8 protein-coding genes and 2 tRNA genes are annotated in these 15,567 nt (G+C 33.3%); 7 read left to right on the plus strand and 3 right to left on the minus strand.

All coding sequences use genetic code 11. From position 1 onward, the window contains the following. A partial coding sequence (locus tag AC1EJ0_RS00005; protein WP_480022915.1) for an integrase core domain-containing protein occupies positions 1-297 on the plus strand: 297 nt, incomplete at its 5' end. A 106-nt stretch (positions 298-403) separates the two neighbouring features. Then, positions 404-7,156 carry a S8 family serine peptidase gene (locus AC1EJ0_RS00010; protein ID WP_480022914.1) on the plus strand — a complete coding sequence of 2,251 codons (6,753 nt, stop codon included), beginning with the start codon at positions 404-406 and terminating at the stop codon, positions 7,154-7,156. A gap of 53 nt (positions 7,157-7,209) precedes the next feature. Here the strand turns inward: AC1EJ0_RS00010 and AC1EJ0_RS00015 are convergent, their stop codons facing one another. The 3 genes from AC1EJ0_RS00015 to rpsT all read right to left on the minus strand — a co-directional run bounded on the left by AC1EJ0_RS00015 (position 7,210) and on the right by rpsT (position 9,819). Next, on the minus strand, positions 7,210-9,276 hold the full coding sequence (locus tag AC1EJ0_RS00015; RefSeq protein WP_480022913.1) for a phospho-sugar mutase: 2,067 nt from the start codon (positions 9,274-9,276) through the stop codon (positions 7,210-7,212). A gap of 95 nt (positions 9,277-9,371) precedes the next feature. Then, positions 9,372-9,447, minus strand: a tRNA-Lys gene (locus tag AC1EJ0_RS00020). 108 nt (positions 9,448-9,555) lie between these two features. Further along, positions 9,556-9,819, minus strand: a complete 264-nt coding sequence (gene rpsT, locus AC1EJ0_RS00025) for a 30S ribosomal protein S20 (RefSeq protein ID WP_304016119.1) — start codon at positions 9,817-9,819, stop codon at positions 9,556-9,558. Positions 9,820-9,975: 156 nt separating this feature from the next. Between rpsT and AC1EJ0_RS00030 the strand changes: the two genes are divergently transcribed. The 5 genes from AC1EJ0_RS00030 to AC1EJ0_RS00050 all read left to right on the plus strand — a co-directional run bounded on the left by AC1EJ0_RS00030 (position 9,976) and on the right by AC1EJ0_RS00050 (position 15,521). Continuing rightward, positions 9,976-10,073 (plus strand) — tRNA-Sec (locus tag AC1EJ0_RS00030). Between the two features lie 137 nt (positions 10,074-10,210). Beyond that, positions 10,211-12,835, plus strand: a complete 2,625-nt coding sequence (gene polA, locus AC1EJ0_RS00035) for a DNA polymerase I (protein ID WP_480022912.1) — start codon at positions 10,211-10,213, stop codon at positions 12,833-12,835. Then, positions 12,825-13,424 carry a dephospho-CoA kinase gene (coaE, locus tag AC1EJ0_RS00040; protein WP_480022911.1) on the plus strand — a complete coding sequence of 200 codons (600 nt, stop codon included), beginning with the start codon at positions 12,825-12,827 and terminating at the stop codon, positions 13,422-13,424. Before polA ends, coaE begins: the two co-directional genes overlap by 11 nt. Further along, positions 13,408-13,983 (plus strand): lytic transglycosylase domain-containing protein, encoded by a 576-nt coding sequence (locus tag AC1EJ0_RS00045; protein WP_480022910.1) that lies wholly within the window; start codon positions 13,408-13,410, stop codon positions 13,981-13,983. Before coaE ends, AC1EJ0_RS00045 begins: the two co-directional genes overlap by 17 nt. Beyond that, a complete protein-coding gene (locus tag AC1EJ0_RS00050) occupies positions 13,980-15,521 on the plus strand; it encodes an ABC transporter substrate-binding protein (RefSeq protein WP_480022909.1) in 1,542 nt (513 codons plus the stop codon). Before AC1EJ0_RS00045 ends, AC1EJ0_RS00050 begins: the two co-directional genes overlap by 4 nt. The last annotated feature ends 46 nt before the right edge of the window (positions 15,522-15,567 follow it).

Genomic DNA, 15,567 nt, shown 5'->3' on the forward strand with positions numbered 1-15,567 from the left:
GACAAGACAGACAAAACAAGCGCATTTGAAAAAGTTGCACAAAAACTAGGAATGAAGATTAAAAGGACAAGACCATACTCACCATGGCAAAATGGGAAAGTAGAAAGAAGCCATAGAGAAGATAGTAAAATAGTGTATAACAGAAAAACATTTACAAGAGAAAAAGATCTGATTAAGCAAATATATAAGCATCAAAATAGATATAACAATACAGCTAAAATATCATTAAACTTTAAAACGCCAAACCAAGTTGTAAAAGAATATTTTTCTAAGTGTAACATATGTCTTGACAATTAAGAATATATGTCTTATCGTGATAGTTTTTTTATTGACAAAAGATAGTATCTATGCTATAATTAAGAAGTTAGCATAGGCTAACTAATATTATCATAGGAGGTAAAATATGAGCAAAATTAAAAGAATCTTATCTTTATTTCTTGTTCTAGCACTGATGTTCACAAGCTTTGTTGATGTTTTTGCTATAGAAAATAATTCACTAAGCTATAAAGAAAAGCTTATAGAACTTAAAGATATAGAAGATAATGAATTCGTAGACGCAATTATTAAACTAAACAAAGAACTTGATTATTCTAGGATAGATAGCTATGTTCAAAACAAAAGCTATGGAAAATCCAAAGAAGAAATTCAAGACGCAATCAGAGAGGAGATTGTCGAACAATCTGAAAGACTTGCTGAATACTCACAAAAAAGCATACTTGATATACTTGAGAGCGAAAAAGCGACAGGACAAGTCAAATTTTACGAGTCATTTCATATAATAAACTGTATTAATGTAATTGCTAAAAAATCATTACTATCTAGTTTAGCTAAAAGAAGTGATGTTGAAAAGATAGTTATAAATAAAAAGATAAAAGCTGATAAAAAAGAAAAGAATGCACCAGAAGCAAGAAGTTTTTCAATGTTCACAGCAAATGGCAAGCATGTTCCATGGAATTTAAAAGCTATTGCCGCTGATAAAGCACAAGAACTTGCAAGCTCGTCAAATAATGAAGTGGTTGTAGCTATCATTGACTCTGGTGTTGATGGCACTCATCCAGCTATAAAAGATAATTATAGAGGTAATGATGCAAGTTTAGCAGCATATTCATGGTATAACACAATTACTGGCAAAGACGGATCACAAGAGACACCAAGCGACTCTAGAGGTCATGGCACACACGTATGCGGCACTATATTAGGAAGCAGAGAGAAATCACTTTTAGGTGTTGCACCTAGAGCTAAGTGGATGGCAGTTAAAGTATTTGATGACGATGGCGAGACAGATAACGCAAAATTGATTAAAGCAGGCGAATGGATTATGGCTCCTAATGGAGATCCAAAATATGCTCCAAATGTTGTAAATAACTCATGGGGTGGCAATTCAACAGATGGTTTTTATCAAGATATAGTTAAGGCTTGGAGAAAAGCTGGCATATTCCCAGTATTTTCTGCGGGAAACGTTAGTCAATTTAACAATGGTGGAGAAAATTCTATAGGTACTCCTGCTTCATATCCTGAAAGTTATGCTGTTGGTGCTATTAGAAAAGATGAGCACGTAGCTAAGTTTTCATTAAGAGGTAAATCAGATTACACTGATAAATGGAAGCCAGATATAGTTGCTCCTGGCGTTAATATTCTTTCATCAATGCCAGGCAATAAATATGAAATCTTGACTGGAACATCTATGGCTGGTCCACACGTAACTGGTGTAGTTGCACTTATGCTTTCTGTCAATAAAGACCTTAGCGTTGATCAAATTGAGAAGATATTAAATTCAACAGCAACACCTTTAAAAGATGAAGACTACACAAGTAGTCCTAACCATGCATATGGTTATGGCAAGGTAAATGCTGCTTTAGCAGTTGAATTAGCGAAGGGACAAGCAAAAGGCAATGAAGTAAATGATAGTTCTATGGCAATATTCTCAGGAAGATTATTAGCACATGGAGAGGATACAGAAGGACCTAAGTTAGTTCACAATCCTATAAACAAAATATTTACAACATATAAAACAAGTTTTGATGCAGATGTAAGCGATAACGCTGGTGTTGACAGTGTTACTTTATATTTAAAAACTACAGATGGATATGAGGCATATCCAATGCAATTAAAGAAAGGAAGTAAACTTAGTGGATACTACTCAGTTAGCGTTGCAATAAGCACATTTACATCAGTAAATAATGGTTCTTATTATATAGAAGCAAAAGATGTCAATGGACAAACTTTTAAAACTGAAGAATTTAATTTTACAGTTGAAAAAGGCATTGGCATCGGATATGCTCAAAACTTTGAAGGAGATATCTCAGGTTTTGAATTTGGAGGAGAATCAAAATTATTTAAGTGGGGCAATATAAAAGAAGACGAACCAAACAATAAAGTAGTTGGTATAGCACCATACAAAAAAATCAGAACTGGTTCAATACTTGTTATGCCTCCAATAGATTTAAGCAAGGAGACTAGAAATGCAGCTATAAGCTTTAAGCATTACTATGACTTAGGAAATTCGGATTTTGCCTTCTTTGATCAAGCTGAAGTATGGATAGCTGAGGCTCGTGAAGACAGCGACGCAGATAGCTTAGAATGGAACCTATTAAGATCATATAAAAATTCATCAAAGGGACAGTGGCAAGACGAGTATATAGACCTTAGTGCTTATAAGGGCAAAAAGATATGTATAATGTTTGGCTTTAGACCAAATGGCGAGTATAATACTGAGGGCAAGGGCTGGTATATTGATGATATAAAGATAGATGAAGCATCAAATGAAGTACCTGAAGCACCAAGTAAATATATAAAATTAACTGATAAAAAAGATGGTAAATTAGTATATAGTTTTTCACCAGTTGAAAATGATAAAATTACTGATTATGAGCTATATAGATCAAGTGATCCTAATGGACCATTTGATTGCGTATTAAAATTAAATAAAAAAGATAAATTTAAAGGTTTTGGAAATTATTCGATTGATCTAGTTGATATACCTAAACCACAAAAAGGAACTTATTATTACTATGCTGTGGCCAAGATTGGAGATGTGCCAAGTGAAGCATCAGAAACTTTAAGCCATACATTTACAGAAGGTAAAGAGCATTTAGTATATGACTTCGAAAGTGGCGAGCAAGGCTGGACAAATGAAGAAGGCAGTACTCCTTGGGAGTATGGTGAGCTTGAGTTAGCCGATAAAAATGATCATAATTATAAAAAGCCTGCTACAGTAAACTCACTAGGTAAAAACCCTGGAATGAAGATGTGGTCGACATCAATGAATGATTACAGAAAGGCAAAAACAAAATATACTTTAGTTTCACCTAGCATGGACCTAAGTAAATTAGATAACGCTTGTCTTTACTACCAAAACTGGTTCTGCTCAAACGGCAGAAGACGCTTTGATGAGTATGATTCATATGATCAAGATATAGGCGAAATTTATTTTTCTAAAGATGATGGAGCAAACTGGGAAAAAGTTTATACACTTAACGAAGGTGAAGTTGAAAAACACATTAAAACCTCTTGGTTTACAAACAAAGTAGACATTGCTAAAGAATATTTAAGCAATAAATTTAAAGTTAAATTTGTTTTAGATGCTGGAAGCGATAATCCAAAATTTAATCCAGAGCAATGCGGCGGTTGGTATATTGATGATGTAAGCATAAATACTAAGAAATCTGATACAAATATAATAGCAAAGGCTGAAAAACTAAGCCCATTTAGATTAGAAAATATGGAGAGACTTTCATCTAGTGAAGAGGGACAAGGAATAATACCTCTTAGCGGAAGAGTTTATATCAATGAGACTAATACTTATGTTGACAGCGAAGCAGGTAGTGGTTACTTTGAGATAAAACTTCCAAAAGGTGATTATACAGGCATTGCGAGCGCTGAAGGATATAACGATAAAACAATTAGCTTTACTCTTAAAGGCGGAGACCATAAAGAAGACATATACTTAGATAAAGCGGCAAAGAAAACTGTATATGTAAATGTTTATGATGAAAATGGCGGAGATATCAGTGGCAATATCAATGTAAAACTATATAAACAAGGTGAGAGTGATATGCTTGGAGAAATCGATAGTGACTTTATTAGTTTCAAGAACTTAACTCCGGGTAAATACATTGCCATTGCTAGCAAAGCGGGATATAAATCTACCTTGAAAGAATTTATTATGCCTTCTGGAACGGTAAATATAAACTTGGGTCCTAAGGTATTTAATCTTGGCACAAAAGATCTTGGATATCAAGATGAAACTTGTGATGAAATTGCTGGACAAGACTTAAAGGGCAGAGCTTTTGCCAATAAGATTAAAAACGATAAGCTAGTAGAGATTAAAGAAGTATCTTATTATATAACAAAGACAAAGAACGTTGATCTTAGTGGTAGCAAGTACAGAATTTCAATCTACGATAAAGATGACAATGATTTACTACCAGGACGTATTTTATTTGAAAAGGATTTAAGCTTCAAACAAGAAGGCTGGAACAAACTAGATATCACTAATGTACAAGTTGATGGCGATTTTTATATAGCCTTCACAAAGCTTGATGGTGATTTAGCTCTTGGAATTGACAATAAGATGGATAGCGATTTATCATATGAAATGTTTAATAATGCTTGGATCGAGCCAGCAACAAAGGGAACATATATGATAGGTGCTAAGATAGATGAGTTGAGCGATAAAGAGATGTGCACTATAAGTTTTGATGCAAATACTGGCACAGGCAAGATGGATCCAGTACAAGTTGAGAAGAAATCAAACTACGAACTACCTAAATGTACTTTCGATGCGCCAGAAAATAAAGAGTTTAAGGCTTGGCAAGTTTATAATAATGAGAAGAATCCTGGAGAAAATCAATATATATTCGAAGATATAACAATAAAAGCCTTATGGAAAGAAAAAAAGAAGATAAACGAGGAAGAGAGTGAAAAACTTGATCCAATAAAACCAAATTCACAAATGGCGAGTGCAAGTGCAAGTGACTATACTCATTTTATTCAATTTGCATCTAGTGAGGAAGCTAAAAAATATTTAGATGATTTAGATAAGATAATTATAAATCATAATGGCACTACAAGTGAAACAAGTGATTTTAGCGTATTTGATGACGTTGACTATGCATCAAATAGTATAAAAAAATTAAGATTCCCATACAACGCTGAACTAAAAGAAGGAGATACAATAAAATTAGTCACAAAGAAGTATAAAAATCTTATAATAACTATAAAATCTAATAATAATTTTGGAACTGACATTTATTATTCAATTAGTTCTGAGATTGAGGGACAAAAAACTATCTGGACAATTACATTTGATTCAAATAAAGGCAGCGGCACTATGGATGATGTCAAAATTGATAACGGAGATATATATGAGCTTCCAGAGTGCACATTTACAGCACCTAGTGGTTATGTTTTTGATGTTTGGGAATATAAGGGATCAAGAGTAAAGCCAGGTCATAAATATCAAATAAATGACAACGTAACAATAAAAGCTCTATGGAAGAAATTAGCAGATCAAAGCTTTGATGTAAAATTCAATCCTGGCGAAGCTAGTGGTTCTATGGAAGATGCTAAAGCGTATGCAAATGAAGACTTCATTGTACCTGAAGCAAAATTTATAGCTCCGGATGGAAAAGTATTTGATTATTGGCAATTAGATAATGAAAAATTACTTCCAGGTCAAAAGATTGTTTTAGATAAAGATATTGAGCTTAAGGCTATGTGGTATGATTTATCGCTTAACACAAAAGATCCTTCTGAACCAATTCTAGAAGAAATAGAATCAAAAGATTCATCTTATAATAAAGAAAATTGTAAGCACAGCATTGCTTATAAGCCAAGCGACAAGGAATATCTTGATGCTATCAGAGAAATAAGTATAAAAAGAAAGAGTGGAGATATAAATAATTATATATTTACTCAAGAAGCAGGACAAGATATGAACGGACAAGATATTTTAAATCTTGTATTTACAAATAAAACTTTCTTTGAAAGAGATGATGAGATTATTATTTCAGCAAGAGGATATAAAGATTTAAGACTTCACGTAGTATCTAGTGATGATAATGTCATGAACGCTTTATATATTATTGAAATTGTATCAAAAATTAAATTTGAAACATTTGGCGGCACAGAGATTGAAGATCAAACTGTAAGAGTTGGCTCTTCATCAATCATTGGGCTGGTAAAACCAAATCCAGATCCTAGTAAAAAAGATTATAAATTTATTGGCTGGTATAAAGATAAAGAATGTACGGAAATTTTTGATTTTGACTCAGAAAGACCTATCACAGATACAACTGTTTATGCAAAATGGGAAAAAGAAGAGGGAGTAGTACCAGAGCCACAGCCAGAACCGCAACCTGAGCCACAACCAGAGCCAAAACCAGAGCCACAGCCAGAGCCACAGCCAGAACCACAACCAGAGCCAAAACCTGAGCCAAGGCCATTACCAGAAGATGATGAAAGACCAATTAGGCCATATAGACCTAGACCAAAAACTGAGATTAAAGAAGAGAAAAAAGTTAAGGAAGAAACATCTAGCACTGAGCCTATTGAAACAAAGAAGGAAGAAGGTATTATAATCGAATACCCTAAACAAGAAGTTAATCTTAAAGACGTTTCAAATGAACCAAAAGATGAAGCTATAAGAAACATGGTGGAAAGAGGCGTTCTAAAAGGCATGGGCAATGGTGAGTTTAAAGCAGATTTAAGCATTACTAGAGCCATGGTAACAAAAGTATTCATGAGCATATCTTTAGATAAAAATGTAAACGCTGTGAATACATTTACCGATTTAGAAAATGATAAGTGGTATTACGAATCTATATTGTGGGCTGCATCTAAAGGCATAATAAACGGCTATAGTGACGGAACTGTTAAAGCAGAAAAGAAAGTTACTAGACAAGAGTTTATAGTTATGCTATACAAGCTTATTAAGATAAACAATATAAAATTATATGATGTAGTTAGTGTTGATGAGAATGAGTTTAAAAATCTTCCGCAATGGTCAAAAGAAGCAGTTATAGCGATTAAAAAGACTGGACTTCTTCAAGTTGAGTCAAAAGGTAAATACGCACCTGAATCTGAATTTACTAGAGGTGAACTTGCTTATACGCTTGATATGCTTATAAAACTACTAAAACTACAAAATAAATAGGCTGAATTTATATAATACAAAGGGCTATGAGATAACTCATAGCCCTTTATCTGTTAAAAATATTTAATTTTTTCTAAAACAATAGTTTTAATTCTATCTAATTCTTTTTTTGCTTCAGCTTCATTATTTGCTCTTATCGAGAAATAGAATTTAATCTTTGGTTCAGTGCCCGATGGTCTTATCGCTATCCATGAGTAGTCATCGATGTAGTACTTAAGCACGTTTGACTTATCTAGACCAGTTTCATCATTTAAGTAGTCGACTCTCTTAATAAATTTAAGCCCATCGATCTCGTTCTTGTAATTATTTCTGAACTTATCCATAATCTTAGCCATTTTGTCCTTGCCGTCAAGTCCTTCGAAGACTATGGACTCTTGCGCTTGAACAAAGTAGCCGTACTTTTCATAAAGACTATTTAAATGGTCCAAGATATTTATATTTTGCTTTTTATAATAAGCAGTCATTTGAATAAGCACCATGAAAGCGTTAACAGCGTCTTTATCTCTTACAAAATCTCTATAGACATAGCCTATGCTCTCTTCAAAGCCGAAGAAAAAGTGTTTGTCACTCACATTTTCAAAGTCATTAGCAAGCTTACAGATATTCTTAAAGCCAGTCAAAACGTCAGCGGACTCAAGACCATGGCCCTCGGTAATGGCTTTTGCAAAATCCGATGTGACGATGGACTTAACTAGATACGAAGTTTTTGTGGGCTTTGTATGATTAAGAATGAAGTCAAGCATAAGCGCGCCGACTCTGTTGCCATCCAAAATAATGTATTCACCATCTTTTTTAACAGCCATGTTGATTCTGTCGCAATCAGGGTCGCTTGCGAATATCGCGTCAGCATTCTTTTCTTTCGCGAGCTTTATTGCCTCATTGAATGCCTCTTTAAATTCGGGATTAGGGTAAGGGCAGCTAGTAAAGTCAGGATCAGGATTCTCTTGAATTTTAGGTATATGATAATTTGCAAAGCCAAAGTCCTTAATCACTTTGACAATAGGCTTAAGACCAGTACCATTAAGAGGTGTGTAGACAAAATTTAAGTCCTTATCCATAGCTACATCCATTTTGATAGAGTAGAGGTCTTTATAATAAGAAGCAAAAAATTCATCGTCAATCATTTTTAGATATTTATCATCTTTCTCTCTAATCGAAATTTTATCAAAGTTCACAGACTTCATTTTACTTTGCACAAGCTCAGCCATCTCCTCAAGTATTTGAGATCCGTGCTCGTTGTAAACCTTGTAGCCGTTGTAATCCTTTGGATTGTGGCTCGCAGTCACCATAACCCCAGCAGATGCCTTGTAATGCCTTATGCCATAGCTCACGAAAGGCGTTGGCAATGCTTCATCAAAGAGATATACCTTAATGCCTTCATTTGTGAAGATGTTTTTGCTAAGATGAGCAAAGCCCTCTGACATATGCCTTGTATCGTAGCCAATGACTACAGATGGGGAATCAAATTTTTCTTTAAGGACTAGGGCAATGGCTTTAGCAGCGAGCTTTACTGTATAGACGTTCATCATGTTTGTACCAAGACCAAGCTTACCCCTTAGGCCAGCCGTTCCAAAGACAAGGTCATTTGCGAAATTGTTTTTAATTTCATCTTCACTCATCTTTTTAAGAAGAGCATCGTCCTCAGCGCTAATGCTTGAGTAGCTTAGCCAGGAGATATATCTTTCGTTTGTGCTATTAATATTAAGTTTCTTTTTATTTGATAATAGATAGTAATTAACACCGCAAAGTTTGGCTAGCTCATCCATTAGCTTAAGCATCTTTTTCGTTTCAAGCTTTATTTCAATATAGACATTTATAAACTTATAAGGTCTAGTAAAGTCAGAGCTCTTAGTAGATGAAAGATTATGCTCATCAAAATATTTTAAGATGGCATCGCCATAATCATGAGAAAGAATCTTAAGCATAAGCTCATACGCTTCATAATAGCTCTTCACCTCATAAGACTTGTCGTTTATATATAAGTAGGAAAGGACAAGCCCGCTCTTGTAATTAGCGTAAGTAAATTTGTAAGGTTTAGTAGCAATGGTTTTTGTATATGATTTATTATCTTTTGCGTTTTGATCGTCGTTCTTATTTTTGAAATTCAGTATTTTACTCATTGAATCACTCCTTCATATCTATATTATAATACATATGGGGGAGATAAACAATAAAAAAAGCATAAAAAAAGAAACGTGCAAATACACGTTTCTATTGGTGGACCATCAGGGACTCGAACCCTGGACCCACTGATTAAGAGTCAGTTGCTCTACCACCTGAGCTAATGGTCCAAAACTACCTTACCATTATACAACAAGAATTCTAATTTGTAAAGGGTTTTTTTAAAATTTCTTAAAAAAATTTAATTTAGTTAAAAGAGACAATAAGGTCTCTTCTAACTAAACAGCCTTATTTAACTTGTGAGTTAATCTACTCATCTTTCTAGCTACTTTATTCTTGTGGAATAAGTTTCTTTGTTCAGCCTTCTTTAATTTTTTATCTATAACTTTAAGTACTTCTCTAGCTTCATCTGTTTTGCCTTCGTTAACCAATAATTCAAATCTCTTTATAAGGTTCTTAAGCTCAGTTTTTCTAGATTTATTTACTAAAGTTTTATTTTTACTAACTGATATTCTTTTCTTCGCAGATTTAATGTTTGCCAATAATCTCACCTCCAAATTTCATAACATTGATATTTTACCATATATTTTTAGAAATAGCAAGACTTTTTTTAAATTTTCTTTATTTTTTCTAAAAAATGTCTTAATAATATAAAATACTTGTAAAATAGCTTTAATTATGCTATAATAAATAAGCTTGGGGGTAGATGAGTCCTGGTGGGCTCTCCGGTCTTCAAAACCGTGCATGTGGGGTTTGTAGCTTCATAGGTGTGTTCGATTCGCACATACTCCCGCCATATATGATCAAACTAGCTTTAGTTTGATCTTTTTTTATGCTCAAAAGTATTTAATAAGCTTATAAATCAATGTATTTGTGATCTTAATTAATTGACAAATACCTCATTTAATGTTAAGATATTAGCAGGTGATGATAGTGGAAAATTTTGTAATTATAGACGGTTCAAGCTTACTTAACAGAGCTTTTTATGCAATTAGATTATTGAGTAACAAGAAAGGCATATTTACTAACGGTATCTATGGCTTTTTAAACATGCTTGACAAGATTAAGGCTGACTACGATCCAAAATACATCTGCGTGGTCTTTGATAGAAAAGAAAAAACTTTTAGAAAAGATATCTATGATGATTATAAAGGCAATAGAATGAAGTTTCCTGATGAGCTAAGTGTTCAATTCCCAATACTTAAGGACATACTTACTAAGATGGGCATAAAGGTTTTGGACAAGGCTGGCTTTGAGGCAGACGACCTTGCAGGCACTTTGACTATGATTGATGACAAGAACGTTAAGAAAGTGCTTATAACAGGAGACAAGGACTACTTACAGCTAATTAAGGACGATACAGACGTTATCATCACTAAGAGGGGCGTAAGTGAGTTTGATACATATAATATAGAAAAGATGAACGAGGTTTATGGACTAAGCCCCGACGAATTTATCGACTTAAAGGCCCTTATGGGCGATCAATCTGATAATATCCCTGGTATTTATGGCATTGGCGAGAAAACTGCTTTAAAAATACTTAGTGAGTACAGAACTATAGAAAATCTTTATGAGCATATTGACGAGCTTAAAGATAACAAGACTAATCAAAGGATAAAAGATGGCAAGGACATGGCCTTTCTATCTAAAAAGCTTGCGACTATTGTTAAAGACGTTGATATATCAATGAACATCGATGATTATAAAATAAATGATGCTAACAATGATTCGCTTAGAGAAATTTTTGAAGAATTAGAACTAAATTCTAGACTTAACTCTTTAGAATGCAGTAAAAATATAGAAGTAGCACAAAACAATTTAGAAGTAGAAATACTTGATGAAGATAATTTAAAAGCTCTTGATAAAGTAAAGGATGAGTTTATCTTTAATATCACTACAGACACTGACAAATACTTCACTTCAGATATTTTATATATTAGTTTTATTCTAGACAAAATTTATATTATTAAAACTGATAATTTATCTTGCATTAAAAATATTTTAGAAGATGAAAATATTAAAAAGATTTCACACGATATCAAAAAGGCTTATGTCTTAGCGCAAAAAGAAGGTATATTGATTAAAAATTTTGCCTTTGATACAGCCATCGCCTACTATTTAATCGACTCAAACAAGTCAAACTATAGTATACAAAACATGGCTATGGACTATTTGCAAAGACAAATAAATTCATTTGACGATATATATAAGAAGGAAAAAATTAGGACTAAAGTGGCCTCTGCTATTGATATGGACGTGGCAAGCGAAGTCTTAAGTAATGAGATCAAGACTATAAAAGATGTTTATCCAATATTAAAGGAAAAGATTGAGAATCTAGACGAAAAAACTCTTTTCTACGATATAGAGCTTCCGCTTAGTGAAGCTTTGGCAGATATGGAATTTACAGGCTTTAAGGTAGATAGGGACGAGCTACTAAGGCTTGGAGACGAATACGACGAACTTATTAAGGAAAAGGAAAGAATTATATTTAGCTTAGCGGGTGAAGAATTTAATGTTAATTCACCTAAGAAGCTAAGTGAAATACTTTTTGATAAGCTTGGTATTAAGCCTATCAAAAAGACTAAGACGGGCTATTCGACTGATGCGGAGGTTTTGGAGAAGCTTTCAAATAAGCATCCAATCGCGGATCAAATCGTTGAGTACAGAACTTATCAAAAGCTTAAATCAACATATATTGACGGTCTTAAGGACCTAATTGATAAGACAGGCAGGATACACTCCTACTTTAATCAAACAAATACAGCGACTGGAAGGATTTCATCGCAAGATCCAAACCTTCAAAACATCCCCATAAGGACTGAGGCTGGTAGAAAGATTAGAAAAGCCTTTGTGAGCGAAGATGGCTACACATTGCTTGATAGCGACTACTCACAAATCGAGCTAAGGATACTTGCCTACATTGCCAATGATGAAAAGATGCTGCACGCTTTTGAAGAGGGCTTAGATATACACAGGAAGACAGCTTCTGAGGTTTTTGGTATTCCATTTGACGAGGTTGATAGTGAGCACAGAAGTAGAGCAAAGGCTGTTAACTTCGGCATTGTTTATGGTATAAGCGACTATTCATTGTCACAAGACTTAGGGATTTCAAGAAAAGAAGCAAAAGAATACATCGATAATTACTTTGAAAAGTTCTCTGGAGTTCACAAGTATATGAATGACGTAGTTGAAAAAGCTAAAGAAGATGGCTATGTAAAGACACTTTTCAATAGAAGAAGAAATATACCAGAGCTTCAAAATTCAAACTACAATATAAGAGCTTTTGGCGAGAGAGTTGCGCTTAATATGCCTATACAAGGCACTAGTGCGGACATAATTAAGATTGCCATAGTTAAGATATTCAATAAATTTAGAGAAGAGGATATAGCTGCTCATATAATTGTAACTGTTCACGACGAAATCGTTGTTGAAGTAAAGAAAGAAGAAGCGGATAGAGTTAAAGACATAATCAAGGATCTAATGGAAAATATTGATGGCCTTGATATGGATCTAAAAGTTGATATCAATAAAGCGGATAATTGGTACGATGCAAAATAATTATATTTTGACTGGCTCCATTGCTTCGGGAAAGTCATCTGTATTGAAAATCATTGCTGATGAAGGATACATGACCATCAGCGCGGATGATGTTGTGAAGGAGCTATATAAGGATGAAGAATTTTTAAAGAGCTTTAAAGAGTTAATAGGCAAAGAATATTTTGCAGAAGGCTTAAAGCTTAATAAAGATAAGATGAGATGCGATATATTTACAGATACTGCCTTTAAAGAAAAGGTGGAAGCCTTTGTGCATCCTCTTGTTTATAAAAAAATCAAAGATATGCTCATAGATGGCATTAATTTTATCGAAGTGCCAGTATTTTTTGAAGCGAAAAAATATTTTGATGAAGCAAATATTGAGATAAAAGGCATAATCTTTGTAGATATTGATAAAGATATACAAGTTGAAAGACTTATGAATAGAAACAATATTACTAAGGAAGAGGCTGTGTCTAGGATAGATACTCGCATTACGAATGATGAAAAGGCTAAGTTAGCTGACTACATTATATTAAACAATTCTACTCATTCTGATTTAAAAAGAGAGGTCTTGAAAACTTTGGAGAGAATAAATGAAGAAGCTAATTAAATTTTTAATAAAACTATTCTTAATAATATTTGTTATTGAGCTAGTTTATATATATTTTATACCTAGAAAGTATGATGATATCATAGATAAGTACTCTACAGAATACGGTGTAGATAAATCATTTGTTAAGGCTGTTATATTTAAGGAGTCACGCTTTAAGGAGACGGCGGTTTCATCAAAGGGTGCTATAGGCCTTATGCAGCTTATGCCGTCGACAGCTATGTGGCTTATGGACAAGCTAAATATAGATGATTACAGGATAGAATCTGCTGATAACAATATTAGACTAGGGACATATTATTTGTCATACTTAATGAAGCTTATGGATGCAGATGAAGAGCATGCGCTCCTTGCATACAATGCAGGTCCTGAAAATGCTAAGCGCTGGATCAATGCTGAAGGCTACAATAAAAATGAAATGGATAATTACGTGGATTTCGAAGAGACAAGAAAATATGTAAGAGAAATTAGATTGACAAGAAATATCATTAACTTTATGGATAAGTATGGAATTTTTCTAGATGAGCTTTCAAGTATATTGGAGGACTTTAGCAAATGAAGAAGAAAATATTATTAATATTAGTATTAGTGCTTTGCGTAAGTCTAATTTCTTGCAAGAAAACTGATAATAACGAAGGCGCACAAAACGAGGCGAGTGAAGCTTATCTATTATCTCAAGGAGGCAATATCAATCTGCCTTTAACACCATTTAAGACATTTAATCCTATACTTAATGACAACCTATACTATTATTACTATAAAGACCTTATTTATTCAAGCCTTTTAGAAATCAATGATGATTCATCATTAAATAATTTGCTAGCGAGTTCGGTAGAAAAGGTGGATGAGAGAACTTATAGAATCAAGTTAAGAGAGGGCGTTAAATTTCATAATGGCAAAGTTTTAAGCGCGGATGATGTTATCTTTTCATATAATTATATCTTAAATAATAAGGATAGGTCCTTTTATTATAATTTGATAAATGACGAAGGAAATAAAATTTTTAATGGATCAGCAAATTTCACTATCAATAGACTTGATAATAATAGTGTAGAAGTTAAATTTGCAAGTGCAAGTCAAAATAATTTGTATAAATTAACTTTTCCTATTATATCAGCAACAGATGACTATAATAATTACACGCCTAATGGTACAGGACCATTCAAGTTTAAGTCATACGAAAACAATAAATTGCTTATCTTAGAGAAAAATAAGTCCTACTACAATGGTCAAGCATCCATTGACACAGTTACAGGCATAGTTATAGAGAACCCTGCTAATATTGAGGGCATATTCGAAACTGGTAAGCTTGATATATACACAGCTTTTGATTCAAATTACTCAGCGTTTTTAAACAGCTCAAAGTATTCTGTGATTGAATTTCCATCGAATAAGCTTTATTATATTGGCTTTAACCATAAGAAGAAGCCATCAATTGACTTAAGAAAGCTAGTTGAAGCTAGCATAAATAAGGAACTGATCAATAAAGAGGTTTTCTCAAGCAATTTAGCTTTATGCCAAGGCTTTTATCCTGAAGAATCAATTTTTGGTCTTCACGATATAAAAGAGAAAGAGGATTTATCTAAGCTAAGTATAAAGAAAAACGAAAATCATCAGTACGTCGATGAAAATAATAAACTTATTAAGCTAAGCATACTATATAATAAAAACGACGCGAAGAAGAGAGCGATTGCAAATATTATTTACACACAGCTTGATAACGCAGGCTTTAAAGTAGAGATGCTTGCAAAGGATGCGAGCGAGATTAGCTTTACTGAAAATTATGACATCTATGTTGGTGAGTACCTAGTTAACAACGCCTTTGACCTAAGCTATATGTTTTCAAATAGGTCCGCTAATAACTTTATGGGCTACGCTGACGATAGATATGAGGCTCTACTTAATAATTTATATACTAATAAGATAGAATACAAAGAAATAAATAATTTTCTTCAAGATGAAAAGATATATATACCACTAGGCTATGAGAAGAATGCTTTAATATTTAAAGAGAATATGATATTTGATGGCAAGATTAATTTTCAAAACCTTTATTCGAAGATAAAAGATTTAATTATTGTGAGCGCAAAGTCTTGATATTATTCGAATTTAATGTTATAATATTTATTTGTGAAATGGGGTG

Source organism: Fenollaria sp. C0166D3 (assembly GCF_056590255.1).

Bases quoted from the DNA above. Each gene is read 5' to 3' on its own strand.
- AC1EJ0_RS00010 (WP_480022914.1), top strand. From the start codon at position 404: ATGAGCAAAATTAAAAGAATCTTATCTTTATTTCTTGTTCTAGCACTG.
- AC1EJ0_RS00015 (WP_480022913.1), bottom strand. From the start codon at position 9,276: ATGAGTAAAATACTGAATTTCAAAAATAAGAACGACGATCAAAACGCA.
- coaE (WP_480022911.1), top strand. From the start codon at position 12,825: ATGCAAAATAATTATATTTTGACTGGCTCCATTGCTTCGGGAAAGTCA.
- AC1EJ0_RS00045 (WP_480022910.1), top strand. From the start codon at position 13,408: ATGAAGAAGCTAATTAAATTTTTAATAAAACTATTCTTAATAATATTT.
- AC1EJ0_RS00050 (WP_480022909.1), top strand. From the start codon at position 13,980: ATGAAGAAGAAAATATTATTAATATTAGTATTAGTGCTTTGCGTAAGT.